This window comes from Micromonospora sp. WMMB235 (assembly GCF_001855515.1).
Lineage (GTDB): Bacteria > Actinomycetota > Actinomycetes > Mycobacteriales > Micromonosporaceae > Micromonospora > Micromonospora aurantiaca.
The window spans coordinates 371,432-393,047 of record NZ_MDRX01000001.1 but is presented as its reverse complement, the minus strand read 5'-3'; the positions used below and the strand labels follow the sequence as shown (position 1 = coordinate 393,047).

The 21,616-nt window shown below is 72.6% G+C and carries 24 protein-coding genes; 10 read left to right on the top strand and 14 right to left on the bottom strand.

Going from position 1 to position 21,616, the window contains the following annotated elements:
* The first annotated feature begins 12 nt into the window (after positions 1-12).
* The 6 genes from BFV98_RS01475 to BFV98_RS01450 are packed head-to-tail and all read left to right on the top strand — an operon-like array spanning position 13 to position 6,691.
* On the top strand, positions 13-870 hold the full coding sequence (locus tag BFV98_RS01475; protein WP_071094529.1) for an IclR family transcriptional regulator: 858 nt from the start codon (positions 13-15) through the stop codon (positions 868-870).
* Complete coding sequence (locus BFV98_RS01470; RefSeq protein ID WP_013286899.1) at positions 863-2,062, top strand: CaiB/BaiF CoA-transferase family protein; 1,200 nt, start codon at positions 863-865, stop codon at positions 2,060-2,062. The genes BFV98_RS01475 and BFV98_RS01470 overlap by 8 nt, the downstream gene beginning before the upstream one ends.
* A 31-nt stretch (positions 2,063-2,093) precedes the next feature.
* Positions 2,094-2,933: a cyclase family protein gene (locus BFV98_RS01465; protein WP_013286900.1), complete on the top strand. Its 840-nt coding sequence runs from the start codon at positions 2,094-2,096 to the stop codon at positions 2,931-2,933.
* Entirely contained in the window at positions 2,926-4,332 is a 1,407-nt protein-coding gene (locus tag BFV98_RS01460) for an MmgE/PrpD family protein (protein ID WP_013476392.1), read from the top strand. The genes BFV98_RS01465 and BFV98_RS01460 overlap by 8 nt, the downstream gene beginning before the upstream one ends.
* A 22-nt stretch (positions 4,333-4,354) precedes the next feature.
* Entirely contained in the window at positions 4,355-5,818 is a 1,464-nt protein-coding gene (locus BFV98_RS01455; protein WP_071094528.1) for a dihydroorotase family protein, read from the top strand.
* 12 nt (positions 5,819-5,830) lie between these two features.
* Positions 5,831-6,691 carry a CoA ester lyase gene (locus tag BFV98_RS01450; protein WP_071094526.1) on the top strand — a complete coding sequence of 287 codons (861 nt, stop codon included), beginning with the start codon at positions 5,831-5,833 and terminating at the stop codon, positions 6,689-6,691.
* Between the two features lie 58 nt (positions 6,692-6,749).
* Here the strand turns inward: BFV98_RS01450 and BFV98_RS01445 are convergent, their stop codons facing one another.
* The 12 genes from BFV98_RS01445 to BFV98_RS01390 all read right to left on the bottom strand — a co-directional run bounded on the left by BFV98_RS01445 (position 6,750) and on the right by BFV98_RS01390 (position 16,845).
* The gene (locus tag BFV98_RS01445; RefSeq protein WP_071094524.1) at positions 6,750-7,385 is read right to left on the bottom strand and encodes a GntR family transcriptional regulator; all 636 of its coding nucleotides are present in this window, start codon (positions 7,383-7,385) and stop codon (positions 6,750-6,752) included.
* A 29-nt stretch (positions 7,386-7,414) separates the two neighbouring features.
* Positions 7,415-8,164: an SDR family NAD(P)-dependent oxidoreductase gene (locus BFV98_RS01440; protein WP_013286905.1), complete on the bottom strand. Its 750-nt coding sequence runs from the start codon at positions 8,162-8,164 to the stop codon at positions 7,415-7,417.
* Positions 8,161-9,315 carry a CaiB/BaiF CoA-transferase family protein gene (locus tag BFV98_RS01435; RefSeq protein WP_071094522.1) on the bottom strand — a complete coding sequence of 385 codons (1,155 nt, stop codon included), beginning with the start codon at positions 9,313-9,315 and terminating at the stop codon, positions 8,161-8,163. The genes BFV98_RS01440 and BFV98_RS01435 overlap by 4 nt, the downstream gene beginning before the upstream one ends.
* Positions 9,312-10,196 (bottom strand): hydroxymethylglutaryl-CoA lyase, encoded by an 885-nt coding sequence (locus BFV98_RS01430; protein WP_071094520.1) that lies wholly within the window; start codon positions 10,194-10,196, stop codon positions 9,312-9,314. Before BFV98_RS01430 ends, BFV98_RS01435 begins: the two co-directional genes overlap by 4 nt.
* Entirely contained in the window at positions 10,193-10,624 is a 432-nt protein-coding gene (locus tag BFV98_RS01425) for a heme-binding protein (protein ID WP_030268387.1), read from the bottom strand. The genes BFV98_RS01430 and BFV98_RS01425 overlap by 4 nt, the downstream gene beginning before the upstream one ends.
* A 10-nt stretch (positions 10,625-10,634) precedes the next feature.
* Complete coding sequence (locus BFV98_RS01420; RefSeq protein ID WP_013286909.1) at positions 10,635-11,843, bottom strand: CaiB/BaiF CoA-transferase family protein; 1,209 nt, start codon at positions 11,841-11,843, stop codon at positions 10,635-10,637.
* On the bottom strand, positions 11,840-12,139 hold the full coding sequence (locus BFV98_RS01415) for a NifU family protein (protein ID WP_052166116.1): 300 nt from the start codon (positions 12,137-12,139) through the stop codon (positions 11,840-11,842). Before BFV98_RS01415 ends, BFV98_RS01420 begins: the two co-directional genes overlap by 4 nt.
* Positions 12,129-13,169, bottom strand: a complete 1,041-nt coding sequence (locus tag BFV98_RS01410; RefSeq protein ID WP_071094518.1) for an amidohydrolase family protein — start codon at positions 13,167-13,169, stop codon at positions 12,129-12,131. Before BFV98_RS01410 ends, BFV98_RS01415 begins: the two co-directional genes overlap by 11 nt.
* Positions 13,166-14,263, bottom strand: a complete 1,098-nt coding sequence (locus BFV98_RS01405) for an ABC transporter permease (protein WP_013286912.1) — start codon at positions 14,261-14,263, stop codon at positions 13,166-13,168. Before BFV98_RS01405 ends, BFV98_RS01410 begins: the two co-directional genes overlap by 4 nt.
* Positions 14,260-15,036 carry an ATP-binding cassette domain-containing protein gene (locus BFV98_RS01400; RefSeq protein WP_071094516.1) on the bottom strand — a complete coding sequence of 259 codons (777 nt, stop codon included), beginning with the start codon at positions 15,034-15,036 and terminating at the stop codon, positions 14,260-14,262. The genes BFV98_RS01405 and BFV98_RS01400 overlap by 4 nt, the downstream gene beginning before the upstream one ends.
* Positions 15,033-16,241 carry a substrate-binding domain-containing protein gene (locus BFV98_RS01395; protein WP_013286914.1) on the bottom strand — a complete coding sequence of 403 codons (1,209 nt, stop codon included), beginning with the start codon at positions 16,239-16,241 and terminating at the stop codon, positions 15,033-15,035. Before BFV98_RS01395 ends, BFV98_RS01400 begins: the two co-directional genes overlap by 4 nt.
* Positions 16,242-16,416: 175 nt before the next feature.
* Positions 16,417-16,845 carry a hypothetical protein gene (locus BFV98_RS01390; RefSeq protein ID WP_041799045.1) on the bottom strand — a complete coding sequence of 143 codons (429 nt, stop codon included), beginning with the start codon at positions 16,843-16,845 and terminating at the stop codon, positions 16,417-16,419.
* A gap of 484 nt (positions 16,846-17,329) precedes the next feature.
* Here BFV98_RS01390 and BFV98_RS32175 point away from each other — a divergent pair, with 484 nt between their 5' ends.
* The 4 genes from BFV98_RS32175 (at position 17,330) to BFV98_RS01375 (ending at position 20,077) form a co-directional block, all read left to right on the top strand.
* The gene (locus tag BFV98_RS32175; protein ID WP_176921669.1) at positions 17,330-17,551 is read left to right on the top strand and encodes a hypothetical protein; all 222 of its coding nucleotides are present in this window, start codon (positions 17,330-17,332) and stop codon (positions 17,549-17,551) included.
* A gap of 456 nt (positions 17,552-18,007) precedes the next feature.
* Positions 18,008-18,370: a hypothetical protein gene (locus BFV98_RS01385; RefSeq protein ID WP_143025307.1), complete on the top strand. Its 363-nt coding sequence runs from the start codon at positions 18,008-18,010 to the stop codon at positions 18,368-18,370.
* Positions 18,371-18,416: 46 nt separating this feature from the next.
* Entirely contained in the window at positions 18,417-19,622 is a 1,206-nt protein-coding gene (locus BFV98_RS01380) for a CaiB/BaiF CoA-transferase family protein (protein ID WP_013286916.1), read from the top strand.
* Positions 19,623-19,657: 35 nt separating this feature from the next.
* Positions 19,658-20,077, top strand: a complete 420-nt coding sequence (locus BFV98_RS01375; protein WP_013286917.1) for a heme-binding protein — start codon at positions 19,658-19,660, stop codon at positions 20,075-20,077.
* Between the two features lie 119 nt (positions 20,078-20,196).
* On the opposite strand, the gene BFV98_RS01370 is transcribed toward BFV98_RS01375, so the two are convergent.
* Together BFV98_RS01370 and BFV98_RS01365 are read right to left on the bottom strand one after the other, a co-directional pair.
* Complete coding sequence (locus BFV98_RS01370) at positions 20,197-20,826, bottom strand: enoyl-CoA hydratase-related protein (protein ID WP_013286918.1); 630 nt, start codon at positions 20,824-20,826, stop codon at positions 20,197-20,199.
* Positions 20,827-20,835: 9 nt separating this feature from the next.
* Complete coding sequence (locus BFV98_RS01365; protein ID WP_013286919.1) at positions 20,836-21,603, bottom strand: enoyl-CoA hydratase-related protein; 768 nt, start codon at positions 21,601-21,603, stop codon at positions 20,836-20,838.
* Positions 21,604-21,616: the final 13 nt, after the last annotated feature.

Sequence of the window (21,616 nt, the reverse complement as noted above, 5' to 3'; positions counted from 1 at the left end):
GGAGGAACAGAGATGATCACGACAGCGGTCGTCGAGAGCACCGCCGGCCGGACCCGTTCCGGTCTGGGCCGCGCCCTCGACATCGTCAACATCATCGCCGAACGGGCACCGGAGACCCTCGGCGTGTCGACGATCGCGCGGGAACTGGGTCTGCCGAAGGCGGTCGCGCACCGCATCCTCAAGGAGCTGGTGGCCGACAACTTCCTCACCTTCAACGAGGAGACCAAGCGGTACCGGCTCGGCACCGGCGCGCTCGCGGTGGGCCTGGCCGCGCTGCGCGCGCTGGACGTGCCGGACATCGCGCGCCGCTACCTGGTCCGGCTGGTGCGCGACACCGGCGAGACCGCCACGCTGTCGGTGCGGCAGGGCTGGTCACGCGTCTACATCGACCAGGTGCTGTCGCCGCACGAGGTCCGGATGTCGGTGTCCCTGGGCACCAGCCACGCGCTGCACTCCGGGTCGTCGTCGAAGGCGATCCTGGCGGCGCTGCCGGACGCGGAGGTCGACGACTACCTCGGCCACCACCCGCTGGACGCGGTCACCTCGGCCACCATCACCTCCACCGCCAAGCTGCGGGCCGACCTGGCCCGGATCCGGCGTCAGGGGTACGCGGTGAGCATGGGCGAGCGGCAGAACGGCGCGGGAAGTGTGGCCGCGGCGGTGCGCTACGCGACCGGGCAGGTGTTCGGCTCGATCTCGCTGTGCGGGCCGCAGAACCGGTTCACCCCGGAGGTGTGCGCCGCGCACGGGGCGCTGGTCGCCGCGGCGGCGGCGGAGATCTCCGCCGAACTGGGTTTCCGGCCGCCGGCGCAGCGTGTCGCCGGGCGGACGGGTCAGGAACAGAACTGGGGAGGTGGAACAGGTGAGTGACGGACCGCTGACGGGCCTGCGGGTGCTTGACGTCTCGACGATCCTCGCCGGGCCGCTGTGCTGTCAGATCCTCGGCGACTACGGCGCCGACGTGATCAAGATCGAGCACCCGACCATGGGTGACAGCATGCGCGGCCACGGCAAGGCCAAGGACGGCCATCCCCTGTGGTGGAAGGAGATCTCCCGCAACAAGCGGCTGGTCGGGCTGAACCTGTCCGCGCCGGAGGGCGCGGCGCTGCTGCTGCGGCTGGCCGAGCGGGCCGACGTGCTGGTGGAGAACTTCCGGCCGGGCACGCTGGAGCGCTGGGGTGTCGGCCCGGAGGAGCTGCACCGGGTCAACCCCGGTCTGGTGATCGCCCGGATCACCGGCTTCGGGCAGACCGGCCCGTACGCCTCCCGCGCCGGGTTCGGCACGCTGGCCGAGGCGATGAGCGGGTTCGCCCACCTGACCGGCACCGCGGACGGCCCGCCCACGCTGCCCGCGTTCGGGCTGGCCGACAGCATCTGCGGCATCGCCACCTCGTCGGCGGTGATGATGGCGCTGTGGCACCGGGAGCGCTCCGGCGGCCGGGGCCAGGTCGTCGACATGAGCCTGCTGGAGCCGATCATGACCGCTGTCGGTCCCGGCCCCACCGTCTACGACCAGCTCGGCGTGGTGGAGCAGCGGCAGGGCAACCGCTCGACGAACAACGCGCCGCGCAACACGTACCAGACCAAGGACGGGTCGTGGGTGGCCATCTCCACCAGCGCCCAGGCCATCGCCGAGCGGGTGCTGCGGCTGGTGGGCCACCCCGAGGTGATCGACGAGCCGTGGTTCCGTACCGGCGTCGGGCGGGTGGCGCACGCGGACCTGCTCGACGAGTACGTGGGGTCGTGGATCGCCGAGCGGACCCGCGACGAGGTGGCCGCGGCGTTCGCCGAGGCCGGTGCCGCTGTCGCCCCGGTCTACAGCGCCAAGGACATCGTCGAGGACCCGCACGTCCGGGCCACCGAGATGATCACCACGGTCGACGATCCCGACCTCGGCCCGATGCGGATGCACAACGTCATGTGGCGGATGTCGGAGACGCCGGGCCGGATCCGGTTCACCGGACGCTCCCCCGGCGCCGACACCGACGCCCTGCTCGTCGAGGAACTCGGCTGCGACCCGGCCGAGATCGCCGACCTGAAAGCCCGTGGCGTCGTCGCCTGACGACGCCGACAGCCGAAACGCGAGGAACCCCGTGGGCACCACAGCCAGAACCGCCGACCGCCTGCTCGACGCCGTGCAGGCCGGTGTCACGATCTACGACCTGGGCCGGCGGCTGACCGTCGGCATGCCGCAGTCACCGAACCACCCGGCGTTCGGGCTCACCCTGCCGCGCCGCCACGGCGACATGGTGCGCGCCGACGGCGGCTCCGCCGCCAACGACCTGCTGGTGATGGGCACGCACGTCGGCACGCACGTCGACGCGCTCGCGCACGTCTCCCAGGACGGCCGGCTGCACGGCGGCGCCGACGCCGCCGACGCGCAGGTCGGCGGCCGGTTCGACGAACTGGGCGTGCACACCGTCGCGCCGATGGTCCGCCGGGGCGTGCTGCTGGACGTGCCCGCCGCGCTGGGCGTGGAGGCCTGCGAGCCCGGCTACGAGATCACCCCCGCCGACCTGGACGCCACGGTGTCCCGGCAGGGCACGCCGGTGGGCCCGGGCGACGTCGTGCTCATCCGCAGCGGGTGGGGCCGGCTGTTCGACCACGAGGACCGCGGCGTGTACGTCGGCAAGGACTCCGGCGTGCCGGGGGTCGGCGCGGACGGCGCGACGTGGCTGGCGCAGCGGCAGGTGCACGCCGCCGGCGCGGACACCATCGCCTTCGAGTGCCTGCCGCCGGGCAAGGGCCACAGCTCGCTGCCGGCCCACCGGATCCTGCTGGTCGAGCACGGCGTCTACCTGATCGAGACGATGGCGCTGGAGGAGCTGGCCCGCGACGAGGTGCACGAGTTCACATTCGTCATGGCGCCGCTGCCGCTGTACGGCGCCACCGGCTCCCCGGTGCGCCCGCTGGCGGTGATCAGCCGTGGCTGAGCCGACCCTGGGCCGCCACCTGGCCACCTTCGCCGCCGACACCGCCGCCGAGACGCTGCCCGACGAGGTCGTCGCGAGCGTCCGGGCCCGTGTCCTGGACGTGCTCGGCCTCTGCGTGGCGGCCCGGCCGCTGCCGACCAGCCAGGCGGCCCTCGCCTACGTCGAGGAGCAGGGCGGCCGCGGCCAGGCCACTGTCGTCGGCCTGGACGAGAAGGCGCCGGCCGCGCTGGCCGCGTTCGCCAACGGCGTGCTGGCGCACTCGCTCGACTACGACGACACGCACCTGCCGTCGGTGCTGCACCCGAGCGCGTCGGTGGTGCCGGCCGCGCTGGCCGCCGCCGAGGCGTCCGGGGCGTCCGGGCGGGAGACGGTCGCGGCCATCGCCGTGGGCCTGGAGGTGTGCGTCCGGCTCGGCATGGCCGGTTACGACCCGGCCGCCGGCAACTCCGTCTTCTTCGAGCACGGGCAGCACGCCACCTCGATCTGCGGCACGCTCGGCGGTGCGGTGGCGGCGGCCCGGCTGCTGAAGCTGGACGCCGACGGCGCGCTCGACGCGCTCGGCGTGTCCGCCTCGATGGCCGCCGGTCTGATCGAGTCCAACCGCAACGGCGGCACCGTCAAGCGGATCCACTGCGGCTGGGCGGCGCACGCGGCGGTGAGCGCCGCGCAGCTGGCCCGGCACGGCGTGACCGGCCCGCCGACGGTGCTGGAGGGACGCTTCGGCTTCTTCCAGGCGTTCCTGCGCGGCGAGTTCGACGGCGACGAGATCGTCCGCGGGCTCGGCACCGACTGGGCGGTGCCGGGCATCTTCTTCAAGCCGTATCCGGCGAACCACTTCACCCACGCCGCCATCGACGCGGCGATCGCGCTGCGCGAGCGCGGGTTGCCGCTGGACGAGATCGAGTCGATCACGCTCGGCGTGCCGACGCCGACGGTGCGCACCATCGGCCAGCCCATCGAGCGCAAGCGGGCGCCGCAGACCGGCTACGAGGCGCAGTTCAGCGGCCCGTACGCGGTGGTCGCCGGCCTGATCGGCGGCGGCGGTCTCGGCGTGGACCTCGCCGACTTCACCGACGCCCTGGCGCACGACCCGCAGCGGCGGGCGCTGATGGCGCTGGTCGACGTGGTGGGCGACGAGCGGTGCGACGCGATCTTCCCGCACCAGTTCCCGGCCGTGCTGCGGGTGGTCACCCGCGACGGGCGGGAGTGGGTGCAGGAGGTGCTCGCCAACCGGGGCGGGCCGCAGCGTCCGCTCAGCGACGCCGAACTGGCGGTCAAGTTCCGCACCAACGCCGCCGCCCTGCCGGAGGCGACCGCCGACCGCATCACCGAGGAGGTCCACCGGCTGGACCGGGCCCCCGACGTCCACGGCCTGATGGGCCTGATCAACCGCCGCTGAACCGAGCACGAGGAGCAACACCATGAGCACCTACGACCTGCTGCTGACGAACGTCCGCGTGGTCCGGCACGACCGGCCCGAACCCGAGCTGATGGACATCGGCGTCACCGACGGACGGATCAGCCGCGTCGCCCCGCAGATCGACCGGGCGGAGGCCGCCCAGGTCGTCGACGGCGGCGGCCGGCTCGCCTTCCCCGGCGTGGTGGACGCGCACCAGCACTGGGGCATCTACAACCCGCTGAGCGAGGACGCCGTCTCGGAGAGCCGCGCCTCGGTGCAGGGCGGCGTCACCACGGCGCTGAACTACATGCGCACCGGGCAGTACTACCTCAACCGGGGCGGCCGGTACGCCGACTTCTTCCCCGAGGTGCTGTCCGCGACCGAGGGCCGCTCCTACATCGACTACGGCTTCCACCTGGCGCCGATGTCGCGGGAGCACATCGGCGAGGTGCCGTCCCTGGTCGAGGAGCACGGCGTCACCTCGTTCAAGATCTTCATGTTCTACGGCAGCCACGGCCTGCACGGCCGGTCCGCCGACCAGAACTCGTTCCTCATGATCCCGGAGGGCGAGCGGTACGACTACGCCCACTTCGAGTTCGTGATGCGGGGCGTCCAGGCGGCCCGGGAGCGTTTCCCCGAGCTGGCCGACGAGATCTCGCTGTCGCTGCACTGCGAGACCGCCGAGATCATGAGCGCGTACACCAAGCAGGTCGAGCAGGACGGCACGCTGCGCGGGCTGGAGGCGTACCACGCCTCGCGGCCGCCGCACTCCGAGGGACTGGCCGTGTCGATCGCGTCGTACCTGGCGCACGAGACCGGTCTGCCGAAGATCAACCTGCTGCACCTGACCTCGGAGAAGGCTGTCGACGCGGCGCTGCGGATGGCGCGGGCGTTCCCGCACATCGACTTCCGCCGCGAGGTGACCATCGGCCACCTGGTCGCCGACATCGACACCGCGCACGGCCTGGGCGGCAAGGTCAACCCGCCGCTGCGCCCGCGCGCCGACGTCGAGGCGCTCTGGGGGTACGTCCTGGACGGCAAGATCGACTGGGTGGTCAGCGACCACGCCTGCTGCAAGGACGAGGTCAAGTTCGGTGAGCCGCGCGACGACATCTTCGTCGCCAAGTCCGGCTTCGGCGGCGCCGAGTACCTGCTGCCCGGCCTGGTCACCGAGGGCAACCGGCGTGGCCTGTCGTACCAGCGGGTGGCGGAGCTGACCTCGTGGAACCCGGCTCAGCGCTTCGGCCTGCGCAACAAGGGCGCGCTGCTGCAGGGGTACGACGCCGACATCTGCCTGGTCGACCCGGACTCGACCTGGACGGTGCGCGCCGAGGACTCCGAGTCGACGCAGGAGTACACGCCGTTCGAGGGCTTCGAGCTGACCGCACGGGTCACCGACACCTTCGTCCGCGGGCAGCACGTGCTCGTCGGCGGCAAGGTGACCGGCGAGCCGGCCGGCCGCTACCTCGCCCGCCCGCAGCGGTAGGGGGAACGACTGATGGCGGCGGTGGCGCGCAGTTACCTGTACGTGCCGGGCGACCGGGCGGACCTGCTGGACAAGGCGGCCGGGCGCGGCGCGGACGCGCTCGTGCTCGACCTGGAGGACGCGGTCACGCCGGCTCGCAAGGCGCAGGCCCGGGAGACGGTCGCCGGGTACCTGGGCGCCGCCGCGCCGGCCGGCCCCGAGCTGTGGGTGCGGATCAACAGCGACCAGGTCGAGGCGGACGTCGAGGTGCTCTCCCCGGCGGCGGCCGGGGTCTGGGTGCCGAAGGCCGAGCCGGACCTGCTCGCCGAGGTCGACGCCGCGCTGGCCCGGGTGCAGCGGCGGCTCGGCCCGGACGCCCCGGCGTTCCGGGTGGTGGCGCTGATCGAGACCGCCCGGGGCGTGCTCACCGCGCCGCAGGTGGCCGCCGCAGCGCGGGTGCTGCGGCTCGGCCTCGGCGAGGCGGACCTCGCCGGTGAGCTGGGGTTGCAGCCCGGGCCGGAGCGGGCGGAGTTCGCGCCGATCCGCTCCCAGGTCGTGGTCGCGTCGGCAGCGGCCGGCATCACCCCGCCGGTGGGACCGGTGGAGACGACGCTGCGCGACCCGGAGCGGCTGGAGCAGACCACCCGGGCGCTGCTGCGGCAGGGCTTCCGGGCGCGCAGCGCCATCCACCCCGGGCAGATCGCGACGGTCAACGAGGTGTTCACCCCCACCGAGGCCGAGGTGGCCTCGGCGCGGGCCGTACTGGAGGCGCTGGAGCGGGCCGAACGCGGCGGCTCCGGGGTGGCCACCGACGCCGGCGGGCGGCTGCTGGACCGGGCGGTGGTACGGGCCGCCGCCGAGGTGGTACGCCGCGCCGAGGCGTCCGCGGGGTGACACGTGACGCCGGGCCGGGGACCGTCGACGGGTACGACGTGGCCCGGCCCGGCGTGGGTCAGGGCGTGCCGAGCGTGGCGCGGGCGGCGAGGATGTGCGCCCGCATCACCGAGCCGGCCCAGGCCCGGTCGCGCGCCTCGAACGCGTCGATCAGCTCCCGGTGGTGCGACATGCTGCGCGCCATCGCCGCCTCGTCGTACCGGCGGAACGTGCGGTTCACCAGCGGCGTCTGCACCACCGCCCCGAGCAGCGCGCTCAACCGGCGGTTCCGCCCGGCGCCCAGGATGATCTCGTGGAACTGCGCGTTGCAGACCGCGATCCGGTCCGCCCGGTCCCGCCGCTGACCGGCCGCGTAGCCCTCCATCTCGGCGCACAGCTCGCGCAGCCGGACGATCTCCTCCGGCGTGATCCGGGTCGCGGCCAGCTCGGCGCCGTACCCCTCCAGCAGGGCACGCAGCTCGAAGATCTCCTCCAGGTCCTGCTCCCGCCAGGCCGGGACGGTGGCGCCCCGGTTGGCCTCCCAGTCCACCAGGCCCTCGGCGTGCAGCCGGCGCAGCGCCTCCCGTACGGGAGTGCGGCTCACCCCCACCGCGGCGGCGAGGTCCTCCTCGGAGAGCTTCTTCCCCGGCTCGTACGCCCCACCGAGGATGCGCGTCTTGATCGACTCGTACGCCGACTGCGTGGCCCGGCCCATGCGTCCCCCTCTGTTCACCGATGGTGAACCTACATCGACGCGGTGGAACCGCCGTTGACGGCGTACTCCGAGCCGGTCACCTGCCGGGACCGGTCCCCGGCCAGGAAGAGCACCACCTCGGCGACGTCCTCCGGCTCGTTCATCCGGCCCAGCGGCAGCCGGCGCAGCTCGTGCACGACGTGGTCGGCGGCGGCGGAGACGTCGATGCCGAGCCGGAGCGCGACCGACTCCAGGTAGGCGTCCATGGTCGCGGTCCGGGTCGGGCCGGGCGCGACGGTGTTCACCCGTACGCCCCGGGAGCCGTACTCCAGGGCCAGGCCCTTGGCGAGGCTGAGCAGCGCGGCCTTGCTGACCGCGTAGTCGAGCATGTGCGGCTTGGGGTGCCGCGCCGCCTCGGAGCCGATGGTGACCACGCTGCCGCCGCCCCGCTCGACCATGAGCGGCACGAGCGCGCGGCACAGGCGCACGCAGGACATCACGTTCACGTCCCAGGTGCGCTGCCAGGCGGCGTCGTCGATGTCGGTGAACGCGTCCCGGTACGGCGCGAGCGCCACGTTGTTGACGAGCACGTCCGCGCCGCCGTACCGGCTGGTCACCTCCCGCACGACGGCGGCGACGCCGGCCGGGGTGCCCAGGTCGGCGGTGACCGGGACGCCCACGCACGCGGAGACGTCCAGATCGGCGGAGACCACCTCGGCACCCTCGTCGGCCAGCCGGCGGGCCACGGCGAGCCCGATCCCCGATCCGGCGCCGGTGACGACGGCGACCCTGCCCCTCATCCGCTTCTCCCCTCGGTACCGCCGGCGAGCACCTCGTCGGTGTGCTCGCCGAGCGTCGGTGCGAGCCGGCCGGCCGGCAACGGCGAGCCCGACATGACGATCGGCGAGGCGACGCTGCGCAGCCGCCCGGCCACCGGATGCTCGACGATCGACACCAGGCCGGACCCGGCCTCTTCCTCCTCGCGGAGGATCTCCTCGTAGCCGGCCAGCGGCGCGCACGGCACGTCGATCGCGGACAGCTCCGTCAGCCACTCGGCCGTGGTGCGCCCGCGCAGCACCTCGGCCACGACCCGGTAGAGCCCGTCGGCGTTGGCGATCCGCTTGCCGACGGTGTCGTAGTCGGGGTGGCGCAGCAGGTCGGCGCGCCCGACCAGGGTGAGGAACCGTTCCCACTGCCGGCCGGTGTAGATCAGCACGCACAGGTGCCCGTCGGCGGTGGCGTACGGACGGCGGTTCGGCGCGGCGGTACGCGGGTAGAGCGGCGGCCCGGTGGGCGGGTCGAACGTCCAGCCGTCGAGCTGTTCGAGCAGGCCGAAGGCGACCATCGTGTCGTACATCGGCACCTCGACGCGCTGCCCCTCGCCGGTGGCGTCGCGGTGGCGCAGCGCGGCGAGCACGGCGGTGGACGCGGTGAGCCCGGTGATCTTGTCGGCGAGCGGGGTGACGACGTACCCGGGCTGGTCCTGGTTGACGCTCTGGAGCCGGGCGATGCCGGCGGCGCCCTGGATCACGTCGTCGTAGGCGGGCCGGTCGGCGTGCCGGCCGGTGCCGCGGAAGCCCGGGATCGCGCAGTACACGATCGACGGGTGCAGCGCGCGTACGTCGTCGTAGGTGAGCGCGAGCCGGGCCGCGGCGGCCGGGCGCATGTTGTGCACCAGCACGTCCACCGTCGGCACCAGCCGGTCGAACGCGGCCCGGTCGGCGGGCGCCTTGAGGTCCAGCAGGACGCTCTTCTTGCCCCGGTTCATGTTGAGGAACACCGCCGCCATGCCGGGGGTGCGGGCGGCGCCGAGCTGGCGGGCGATGTCGCCGCCCGGCGGCTCCACCTTGATCACCTCGGCGCCCAGGTCGGCCAGCATCAGCGTGCAGTACGGGCCGGAGAACGTGCTGGTCAGGTCCAGCACCCGCAGTCCGGTCAGCGGCCCGGTCACGGGAAGCCACCGGCCCGGCTCAGCATGCCCGGCAGCTCGGCGCCGAACACCTCGCCCAGCCACCTGGCGTTGCCGATCGCCGCCTCCTGCGACACGCCGGTCCGGATGCCGGAGCGTTCCAGCGCGTACACCACGTCCTCGGTGGCCACGTTGCCGGTGGCGGCCGGCGCGAACGGACAGCCGCCGATGCCGCCGACGCTGGCGTCGATCGCCCGCGCCCCGGCCCCGACGGCGGCCAGCACGTTCGCCAGGCCCAGGTTGCGGGTGTTGTGGAAGTGCCCGCGCAGGCTCGCCCCGATGCGCTCGCGTACGGCGGTGAACAGGCGCTCCACCTGGGACGGCACGGCCACGCCGATGGTGTCGGCGAGCGCCACCTCGTCCGGTGCCACCGGTGCCAGGTCGTCGACGACGCGCAGCACGCGCTCCGGCGGCGTCTCCCCCTCGAACGGGCAGCCGAACGCGGCACCGACCGTGACCGACGCGCGCAGCCCCTGCTCGCGGGCGCGGGGCAGCAGCCGCCGCACCTGCGCCACCGCCTCGGCGGTGGTCGTGCCCTGGTTGCGCCGGCAGAACGTGTCGGTGGCGACGACCACGAAGTTGACCTCGGTGACGCCGGCGGCGACCGCCCGGTCCAGGCCGCGGCCGTTCATCACCAGGCCGATCGAGGCCAGGCCCGGCTCGTCGCGGACCAGTGCCGCCAGCGCGTCGGCGTCGGCGAGCTTCGGCACCTTCGCCGGGTTGACGAAGCTCGTCACCTCGACCCGCCGGCTGCCCGCCGCGACGGCCCGGCGTACCAGTTCGGCCTTCTGCCCGGTGGTCAGCTCCGCCGGGTGGTTCTGGAGGCCGTCCCGGGGGCCGACCTCGACGATCTCGACGTTCAAGACAGCGCCTTCAGTCCGGCCTGCGCGACCTCCATGTCCTGCGTGTAGTGGCCGCCGCTGACCCCGATGCCGCCGACCAGCACGTCGTCGACCTTCACCGGATAGCCGCCGCCGAAGGTCACCAGCCGGTCGATCGCGGGCGGGGCGCCCATCGCCAGCGGCCCGTCGTCCTTGATGAAGTCGTACCAGCCGTCGCTGCTGAGCCCGAAACCGACTGCCGTGTACGCCTTGTCCTGCGCCAGCTGGACGCTCACCAGCGGCGCGCCGTCCATCCGCTCGTACGCCTTCAGCACGCCGCTCTCGTCGCACACCGCGACGGTGACCGCGAAGCCCATCTCCTCGGCGCGGGCGACGGCGGCGGCCACCATCGCCCGCGCGGCCGACGCGGAGATCGAGCGCTTCTTCACCACGTACGGGTTCTTCGCCATGACTGCCTCCTCAGATCGCGCCGGCGGCGCGCAGTTCGGTGATCCGGTCGTCGGCCAGGCGCAGCACCTGGCGCAGGACCTCGTCGGTGTGCTCGCCCAGCCGGGGGCCCACCGAACGCAGCCGGCCCGGGGTGCGGGACAGCCGGGGCGCGACGTTCTGCATCGGGAACGCGCCCATCTCCGGGTGGTCGAGTTCGACGATCGCCTCGCGCGCGGCGAAGTGCTCGTCGGTCAGCATCTCCCGGGCGGTGTAGACCGACCCGGCCGGTACGCCGCCCAGATGCAGCAGCCGCAGCAGCGCGGCCGGTTCGAACGTGACGGTCCACGCCGCGATCAGGTCGTCCAGTTCGGCCTGGTGCGCGCCGCGGGCGGCGTGGGTGGCGTACCGGGGGTCGTCGGCCAGGTCCGGGCGGCCCATCACCGCCGCCAGGCGGCGGAACACCGTGTCCTGGTTCGCGGCGATCAGCACTGTGGCGCCGTCGCGCGTCGGGTACGCGTTGCTCGGCGCCACGTTGGGCAGGATCGAGCCGGTCCGCTCCCTGATGTAGCCGGTGAGCGCGTACTCCGGCACCAGCGACTCCATCAGGGCCAGCACCGACTCGTAGATGGCGCTGTCCACCACCTGGCCCTGGCCGGTGCTGGTCGCCACCCGCAACGCCATCATGGCGCCGAGCGCGGCGAACGTGCCGGCCAGCGAGTCGCCGAGGCTCACGCCGATGCGGCTCGGCGGCGTGGACGGGTCGCCGGTGACGTGCCGGATCCCGCCCATCGCCTCGCCGATCGAGCCGTAGCCGGCCCGGGACGCGTACGGGCCGTCCTGCCCGAACGCGGTGACCCGCACGACGACGAGCCGCGGGTTGATCCGGTGCAGCTCCTCCGGCGCGAGCCCCCAGCGTTCCAGCGTGCCCGGGCGGAAGTTCTCCACGAACACGTCGGCGCCGGCGAGCAGGTCGCGCATGAGCTGCTGTCCCTCGGGCATCCGCAGGTTGCAGGTGACCGACTTCTTGTTGCGGGCCACCACCGGGAACCACAGCGACTTGCCGTGCGGCTTCTCCCGCCCCCACTGCCGCATCGGGTCGCCGCCGTCCGGCTGCTCGACCTTGATCACCTCGGCGCCGAAGTCGCCGAGCAGTTGCGCGCAGAACGGCCCGGCCAGCAGCACCCCGGCCTCCACCACCCGCACGCCGGTCAGCGGCCCGTCGGGAAAGCCGTCGGTCATCCGGCCGGCTCCGACAGTCCGAACATCTTCTCGATGCGGGCCTCGGCGAACCGGGAGACCGCGCCCGCCCGGGTCACCGACCGGACGCCCTCGATCTTCAGCAGCGCCGGGCGGACCAGGGAGCCCATGGTGACCGGCGCGGACGGGCAGGCGGCGCAGCGGCCGTGGAACGTCACCCGGGCGTCGCCGTCGGCGTCCACGTCGACTGTGACGCCACCGCCGTGCGCCTCGACGAGCTGGCGTACCTTGCCGTCGAGCGCGCGGTCGGCGGCCTTCGCCGTCTTGTCAGCGCCCATCCTTACGGCCCTTCTTCGCGGACTTCTTGCCGCTCTTGCCGCACAGCTCCTTCTTCTTGGCCTTCACGTCGATGCCGAGCACCCGGGCGAAGTTCAGGCCGAAGATCTTCTCCTTGATCTCGTCGGTCAGCTCCGGGTAGCCGTAGCCGTCCTGGAGGTCCTCCGGCATGCGCATCTCGGCGAACAGGTCGATGTACGCCTGCACCTTCGGCCAGACGAACGCCTCGGAGCCCCAGAGCAGCCGGTCCGGGCCGACGTGCAGCAGGCACTTGCCGATGGCGTGCAGCGCGGCGCGCGGCGCGACCGGGTACTGGTTGATCCAGGCGGTCAGCGCGAGGTGGATGTTCTCGTACCGGGCCGCGATGTTGATCGTCTCGTTGATGAACGGCTCACCGAGGTGGTGCACGATGAACGTCATCTCGGGGAAGTCCTGCGCCGCGCGCTCCAGGTCGTACGGGGCCAGGTCGGCGATGTGCTGGGTGTTGAACGCCAGGCCCTTGTGGAACTGCACGTTCGTCACGCCGTGTTCGAGGGCGGTCTCCCACAGCGGGTACGCGACCTGCCGGTCGTCGATCTTCCAGGACAGGCCGCCGGAGTGCGCCTGGTAGAACTTGAAGCTGGTGGCGCCCCACTCCTCGATCTGGCGGATCATCTCGGTCACCGCGCCGTAGCGGCCGTGCGTGATCGGGTCGACACCGCCGCAGAACAGCACCCGGTCCGGGTACGCCTCCTTGAGCTTGTAGTTGTTCTCCGCCGGCGAGAAGCCCAGCTTCCAGCCGCCGTGGCTGGGCACCGTCTGGGCCATCGCCATGTCGGTGTCGGACTCCTCGAACATCAGCCGGTACGCGTCCTCGACCGACAGTTCGCGGCCGGAGATGTCGTCGTACGGGTAGCCCGGCGCGGAGTACTTGCGGGCGTACTCGACGAGCGCGTTCGTCGACTTCTTGCCGCCGTGGTTGAAGTCGATGTTCTCGTCGGTGAGCTTGTACATGTGGATGGCGTTGTCGAGGACGAAGAAGCCGTTCTTCATGGGGTGGGACGTCCCTTCGGGGTGGTGTCGTTCTCCAGGCGTTCGACGTGCCGGACCGCGAGCTGGCGGCGGCGGCGCACCGACCACGCGGCGACCGATACGCCGGTGATCACGGCGAGGCCGTTGAAGACGCGCTCGATCCAGGTCGCGGCGCCGAGGTGTTGCAGACCGGCGATGGTGAAGGTGATGAAGTACGCGGCGATCACGGTGCCGAGGATGTTGACCCGGCCTGGTCGCAGCGCGGCGGCGCCGAGGAAGGCCGCTGCGAAGGCCGGCAGCAGGAACTGTTCGCCGACCGTCGGCTGGGCCGAGCCGATCCGCGAGGCCAGCAGCACGCCGGCCAGCGAGGCGAGCACCGCCGCGCCGACGAACGCCCGGACGGTGTAGCTGCGGACGTCGATGCCGGCCCGGGCGGCGCCGCGCAGGTTGCCGTCCATCGCGTAGAGCCGCTGCCCGAAGGGCGTCCAGACGACGATGAACTCCAGCGCCAGCACCAGCACCACGAGGTAGATCAGCGGCAGCGGGACGCCGCCCAGGTCGCCGCGGGCGATCTCGGTGAACGCCGGCGGCACGTTCTGGTACAGCACCCGGCCGCCGGTGACCATGTAGAGCAGACCCATCAGCAGGCTGCCCACGGCGAGCGTGGCGATGATCGAACTCATGCCGAACTTCAGCACCAGCAGGCTGTTGAGCAGGCCGACCGCGACGCCGACGGCGAGCACCGCGAGCAGGGCCAGCCAGATCGGCACGCCCTGCACCGCGATCAGCCAGATGCTCACGCCCTGCGCCAGGCCCAGCATCGGGCCGACCGACGCGTCCAGATAGTGCGCCAGCAACGGCAGCGTGGCGGCCATCGCCACGATCACCGTCACTGTCTGGTTGACCAGGATCAGCCGGAAGTTGGTGGTGGTGAAGTACGTGTCCGGGGTGAGCGCGGAGAAGACCGCGATCACCAGGACGAGCATGCCGAGCAGCCCGAACCGGCTCACCCCCTCGACCGCCCGCTCCCCGGCCCCGGCGCGGGACCGGTCGGCGCTCTGCTTGACGACGGTGCGGCCGCCGCCCGGGGGCGTCTTCGTCGTGGCGGCGGTCATCGGACCGCCTCCCCCGCCGTGGCGAGCGTGCCCGCGACGATCAGCTGCACGCACCGTTCGACGTCGAGCCCTTCGGTGGGGCCGTGGTAGACGTTGCGGCCGCCCTTCATCACCAGCAGCCGGTCGGCCATCGACAGGACCTCCGGGATCCGGTGGCTGATCACGATGACCGCGTAGCCGCGGTCGCGCAGCCGGCGGATCAGCGCGTTGACGCCGTCGGACTCGGTGGTGCCGAGCGCCGCGGTCGGCTCGTCCATCACCATCACGCGCGGCTCGTTCTCGGTGACCAGCGCGCGGGCGATGGCGACCATCTGCCGCTGCCCGCCGGAGAGCCCCTCGACCAGCACGTTCATGTCGTGCAGGTCGATGCCCAACTCCTCCAGCACCGTCCGGGTACGCTCGCGCATCGCCCGCTTGCGCAGCACCGGCAGGCCGCGTACGCCGCCGGTCCACTCGCGACCGAGGAAGACGTTCTCGACGATGCTCAGGTTGTCGGAGAGCCCGAGGTCCTGGTAGATCATCTCGATCCCGGCGGCGCGGGCCGCGCCGATGGTGTGCGGCGTCAGGTCCCGGCCGGCCACCCGCAGGCGGCCGGAGTCCGGTGCCAGCGCGCCGCTGACCATGCTCATCAGCGTGGACTTGCCGGCGCCGTTGTCCCCGACGACGCCCAGGATCTCGCCCGGGCGTACGTCGAAGGAGACGTCGGTGACGGCGCGTACCCGGCCGTAGGACTTGCTGACGCCCACCGCCTCCAGCACCGGGGCGGCACTCATCGGGCCTCGCTCCACATCTTCTCGTAGCGCTCGGCGTAGTTCACGTAGCTGTTCCAGTCGACCGCGCCGTCCTTGGGGGCGTTCGACTTGTCGAAGACTGTGGCCGGGATGCCCTGCTCGGCGTCGGGCAGCGCGGGCTGACCGGCGGCCAGCCGGCCCACCTGGTCGATGGCGGCGTAGGCGTTCCAGCCGCGGATGGCGCCGAAGTCGGCGAGCTGGTCACCGGCTGCGACGCTGCCCAGCCGCTCCGGCTCGGCGTTCTTCGACAGCACCTTGATGTCGTTGCGGCCGGCGGCCCGGATGGCGGCGATGACGGACTCCACGCCGTTGCCGTACGGGGTGAGGATGTACTGCAGCTTGTCGCCGTGCTTCTGGATCAGCGAGGTGGTGATGTTCTGCATCTCGATCGGGTCGACCGCCTGCGCCAGCGTGCGCTCGCGGACCTCCAGCAACTCGCAGCCGGTGCAGCCGGCGAGCACGCGCTTGCTGGCGTTGAGCGCCTCGACCAGGTGCGGGTAGCCGACGTCCCAGAGGAAGACGACCTTGGCCTTGCCGTTGGAGTCGGCGACGGCCTTGGCGGTGGCCAGCACCGCCTGGAACGTCTCCCGGCTGGACACGTGCGCGTCGTAGCCGACCGCGCCGCCCTCGGCGACGGCGGAGACGCCCACGACCGGGATCTTCGCCTTCTGCAGCTCGGCGATGCCGTCGGCGACCTGGTTCTCCGGGATGGCGACGGTGATGACGGCGGTGGGCTTGTTGGCGGCGGCGGTGGCCAGCGCCTTCTGGTAGCCCTCCGGGGTGCCCTGCCCGTCCAGGATCTCGGCGCTCCAGCCGAGCTTCTCGGCGATGGCGGTGGCCCGCTTGCCGACCTCCTCACAGGAGGTGCCGATCTTGCAGACGATGATGTTGAGCTTGCCGTTCGCCGGCGGCTTCACCGACGTCGTCGGACCGGACCACTCCTCGTAGACCTTGATCTTGTCGAGGGTGATGTCGGCTTCCTTGCCCTCGAAGTAGAGCATCCCGCCGGTGCCGGCGGCGATCAGCTTGCGGGCCGTCTCGGTGTACTCGTCGTTCACCGCGGCGGGCGTGTCGGAGGCGGTGCTCTCCGCACCCGATCCGCAGGCGGCGGTGGTGAGCAGAAGGGCGGCCGCCCCGAATGCGGCGGCGGCGGCGCGGAGCCGGCGGGCTCCGAAAGTGTGTGTCACGGTGCTACTCCCTCGGTGGGTGGCAGTCGTCGAAAAGAAGCGAATCGATGAGTCGGCGCAGGGAGGGGCGAAAACAAACCCGGCGCGTGACGGGCGCTTCGGGTTGCATGCAATCGCAGTCCAACACGATCAACATCGACAGTCAATAGTTCGCAATGCCGAAACATAAGCCCTGTTAGAGAGCGTTTCTCCAGCCCGCGAGGGAGGCGCGTTCGCCCCGACCGGGCGGAGAAATTGTATTTTTCCGACGTGAGGCTCGCGGGGTACGCGTCAGCGGACGGACGCCGCGGAACGCCCGATGCGCAGGACCGCCCGGCCGTGCTCGGTCAGCATCCGCGCGCACCTTCTCCCCGCCCAGGCCGTGCAGGCGCAACGCGTTGCCGCCCATCAGCTTGGCGAACACGTCCGGGGTGAACTCCGGGAAGCCCCACCCGTCCACCAGATCCCGGGGCATCTCGAAATCCGTCAAGGCGTCGATGATCGGCTGCGGGTGCGCGGACGGCACGCCGGTGGCGAACATGATGCGATCCGTGCCGCCGTGCATCATGAGCATGCCGACGATCTCGGCGAACCGGCGCGGCTTGCGCACGATCATGTTCGACACCGACTCGATCGTCGCCCAGATGTTCGGGTGGGGTGTGGCCGATGCGGTACAGCGCGTTCACCATGCCGTCGTACGCGGCCTGGGAGCAGTGCGGCGCCCGGTTCCCGGGCCGGAAGTCGTACCCGTGGACGACACCGTCCACCACGACCATCCCATTGATCATGTCAACTCCGTTCTCCTGTCGACGGGAGCGCGACGAGGTGGTGGACGGGCGCGGCCGCTCGTCGGGGCGTTGCGCGGTATGTGATCGCGGCCACCAGCAGCCCGAGAATGTACACAACATAGGTGCGCAGCCCGGAGCGGTCAAGACTGTCTCGTGGTCAGTGAGATCGGCCGGCGCATGCCGCCAGCAGCGTCTTCACCTGGTTGTTTTCCCGATTTTCTCGACACGCCGGGTCGAATGAGACCCGGCGGCGAGCACCGTAGCCACCGCCTCGCGGAGAATCCTTGACAGTGATTGCATACATTGCTTGACTCTCTCGCCATGACAGAGCAGGCAGTGACAGTCCCTCGTCCGGGGGACGTCGAGCGCCGCCGGCCTCGGCGGCTCGACCCCGTTCTGGTACGAGGGCTACACCTGACCATGTCCGTGTCTGCCCCGCAGGCGGCCGTCCGGCGGAGCACGGTTCTCCCCGTGCTCCGCGGCCACGGCGACACCCTCGCCCTGGCCGCGCTCTGGGTCGCGCTGGTGCTGGCCACGCCGTGAAGTCGCCGGCCTTCCTGTCCCACCAGACCGTCATCGCGGTGGCCTTCAACATGGCGTTCATCGGCGTCCTGGTCGTCGGCGTCAGCCTGGTGATGCTCAGCGGTGCCGAGTTCGACCTGTCCGTCGGCGTGACCGCTGTGGCCGCCGCGCTGATCGCCGCCCAGCTGCTGACCGACGGCGCGCCGTTCGCCGTGGTGCTGGTGGCGGTGCTGGTGTTCGGCACGCTCATCGGCATCGTGAACGCGGCGCTGATCGTGCGCGGCCTGCGGCCGGACCGGATCCAGGCCGGCGCGCTGGTGTCCTGCGGGCTGGTCGCCGGCCTCGCCGGGCTGGTCCTCGCGTCCCAGGGCGACATCGTCCGGTCCACGCTGACCCCGGGTACCGAGTTCCGGGTGATCTCGATCCTGCTGCTCGGCGGGATGGCGCTCACCGGCCGCCGGGGCAGTGGCGCTGTTCGTGCTGACCAGCACCGCCGCGGCGGTCGCCGGGTGCGTCCAGGTGATGCGCACCGGCGCCTCGGCCGTCACCCTCGGCGAGGGCACCGAACTGTACGTCTACGGCGCGCTGCTGATCGCCGGGTTCCGGCTCGCCGGCGGCGGGCACGGGAGCCCGATGACCGCGTTCCTCAGCCTGCTCTCGCTGAGCATCGTGCTGAACATCTTCCGGCTGCGCGGCATGCCGCTGCCGCTGGGCGACATCCTGCTCGGCGTCACGCTGCTCGGCGCGGTGTCGCTCGGTTGGATCCGCCAGCGCACCCAGCGGCACTCCCCCGAGCCGGAACCCGAACCGGAGGCCCGCCCGCACGCCGTGCCGGCCTGACCTCCGCCCGCACCAACGAGACGACCGACGAGAGAACAGGGACGACATGAACGACTATGCCCGCGGCCCGTTGTCCGGCTTGCGCGTGATCGAAGCCGGGGTCCTGCTGGCCGGGCCGTTCTGCGGCCAGATCCTCGGCGACCTGGGCGCCGACGTGATCAAAGTGGAGGAGCCGGGGCGGGGCGACCCGATGCGCGAATGGGGACGCGAGCGGCCGTACGGCAAGTCGCTGTGGTTCCCGGTGCTCGGCCGCAACAAGCGCTCGGTCACCCTCAACCTGCGCGTTCCGGAGGGGCAGGAGGTGCTGCGCCGGCTCGCCGCCGAGGCCGACGTCCTGGTGGAGAACTTCCGGCCCGGCACGCTGGAGCGCTGGGGCGTCGGCCCGGACGTGCTGTGGGACATCAACCCGCGGCTGGTGATCGTGCGGGTGTCCGCGTACGGGCAGTCCGGGCCGTACGCCGAACGCGCCGGGTACGGCTCGATCGGCGAGGCGATGGGCGGCATCCGCTACACCACAGGCGATCCCGATTCGCTGCCCAGCCGGGTCGGCATCAGCATCGGCGACTCGCTGGCCGGCACGTTCGCCGCTGTGGGCGCGATGGGCGCGCTGCGGGTGGCCGAGGCGACCGGCCGGGGCCAGATCGTCGACAGCGCCATCTACGAGTCGGTGCTCGCGCTGATGGAGTCGCTGGTGCCGGAGTATGCGATCGGCGGCTACATCAGGGAACGCACCGGCTCGATCCTGCCGAACATCGCGCCGAGCAACGTCTACGTCGCCTCCGACGGCGGCATGGTGGTTATCGCGGCGAACCAGGACACCGTGTTCCGCCGGCTGGCCGAGGCGATGGCGCAGCCGGAACTGGCCGCCGACCCGCGGTTCGCCGGGCACACCGACCGCGGCCGGCACCAGCACGAGCTGGACGAGCTGATCGCCAAGTGGTGCGCCGGGTACGCCGGGGACGAGCTGCTGGAGCTGCTGCACCGCCACGGTGTGCCGGCCGGGCGGATCTACACCGCCAAGGAGATGCTCACCGACCCGCACTTCGCCGCCCGGGAGGCGATCGTCCGGCTGGAGCATCCGGACCTCGGCGAGTTCCCGATGCAGAACGTCGTGCCGAAGCTGACCGCGACGCCCGGCGGCATCCGCCGCGTCGGGCCCGAGCTGGGCGAGCACACCGACGAGGTGCTCCGCGACGTCGCCGGACTCGACGGCGACGAGATCTCCCGCCTGCGCGCCGCGGGCGTCGTCTGAGCCCACCCCACCCACCACCACGGAAGGAACCCCTCATGGACAACTTCACCAAGACGTCGGTCACGATCGGCGCCGCGCAGCGGATCCTCGCCGCCGCGATCGCCAAGGCCGAGCAGATCGCGCTGCCGTGCGTCATCGCCGTCGTCGACGAGAGCGGCGTGTTGAAGGCGTTCGCCCGGATGGACGGCGCGGCGCTGCTGTCGGTGCAGGTCGCGCAGGACAAGGCGTACACGGCGGCGGGCTTCGGCATGCCCACCGACGGCTGGTACGACTTCATCAAGGACGACGCGCCGCTGGCCACCGGCGCGACCACGGGCATCGACCGGCTGGTGGTGTTCGGCGGCGGCTACCCGATCACCGCCGACGGCGCGGTGATCGGCGGCATCGGGGTCAGCGGCGGGCACTACACGCAGGACATGGAGGTCGCGCGCGCCGGGCTGGACGCCGTCGCGTGACCCGGCCGCCGGCACGGGGCCCGGGCTCCCCGGCCATCGGTCCCGTGCCGGCGCCCGCCCGGCCCGCCCCGGCTGGTCCCGCCGGGGCGGAACGGCCGGGGCGCGCCGGCGCGACCGGCTCACGCGACGCCGGCCAGCCAGGACTCGTAGTCGAGCGCGGCGGTCAGCTCCGGCCGGTCCCGGCCGCGCAGCGCGCGTGCCAGCGCCGACGCCGGGCCCGCGCCGATCGTGGCGACCCGTGCGGCGAGCGCGGCCCCGGCGTCCGGGTCGGCCGACACCGACCCGATCAGGCCGTGCCGCAACGCCTCGTCGGCGTCGAGCGTGGCGCCGGTCCAGGCCAGGTGTGCCAGCACGCCGGTGCCGGCGACACCGGCGAGCAGCCGTCCGGCGCCGCCGGCCAGGAACGCCGCCGGCGAGCCGGTGCCGAACGTCGCGGTGGGCGCGGCGACGCGCAGGTCCGCGGCGAGGGCCAAGCCGAGCCCGAGGCCGCGTACCGCGCCGTCGACGTGGACGATCACCGGGCCGGGTGCGGCGTGCACCCGCAGCACGAGTTCGTGCAACTGCCCGCTGACCACCGGCTGGGTGAGGTCGTCGGGCTCGTGCCGCCAGGCGTCGCCCTCGACGCGGATCAGCAGCGGCTCCCCCGGCGTACGGGCGTGGCGCTTGAGCGCGTCGAGCAGGGCGGCCCGGGCGGCCGGGCCGAGCCGTTCGCCCGCGCCCGGGTCGGCGGCCTCGTGTACCTGCGTCACGTGTCTCTCCTATCGGCCGGTGAAGCGGGCCGGACGCTTCTCCAGGAACGCGTCGATGCCCTCGATGTGGTCGTCGGTGGACAGCAGCGTCAGCAGCAGCGAACGCTCGTGGGCGAGGCCGGCGGTCAGGCCGACCTCCTCGGCGGTACGCAGCGCCTGCTTGCCGAGGCGGACCGCGACCGGGCTGCGGGCGGCGATCGAGGCGGCCAGCGCGATCCCGGCCTCGACCACCCGTTCGGCGGGCACCACCTGGCTGACCAGGCCCATCCGCTGCGCGGTCCAGGCGTCCACCAGCCGGCCGCCCAGCACCAGCTCGGCGGCCCGGAACCGGCCGGCGACGCGGGCCCAGCGCTGGGTGCCGCCGGCGCCGGGGATGATGCCGAGGTTGATCTCCGGCTGGCCGAACACGGCGGAGTCGGCCGCGACCACCGCGTCGCACGTCATGGCCAGTTCGCACCCGCCGCCCAGGACGTATCCGGCGACGGCTGCGACGGCCGGCTTGCCGAAGCGGGCGAACCGGTTCCAGCACTCCAGCCGCTCGGAGAGCAGGTAGTCGGCGGGCGACGTGCGGCGCAGTTCGCGGATGTCCGCGCCGGAGGCGAACAGCCGCGGGCCGCCGGTCAGCACCAGCACCCGTACCGCCGGGTCGGCCTCGGCCCGGTCCATCGCCGCGGCGAGCGCGCGCAGGACGTCGGCGCTGAGCGCGTTGCGTGTCTGCGGCCGGTCGATGGTGGCGACCGCCACCGCGTCGTGTACCGCGTAACCGACGGGTTCCACGGATCACCTCCCT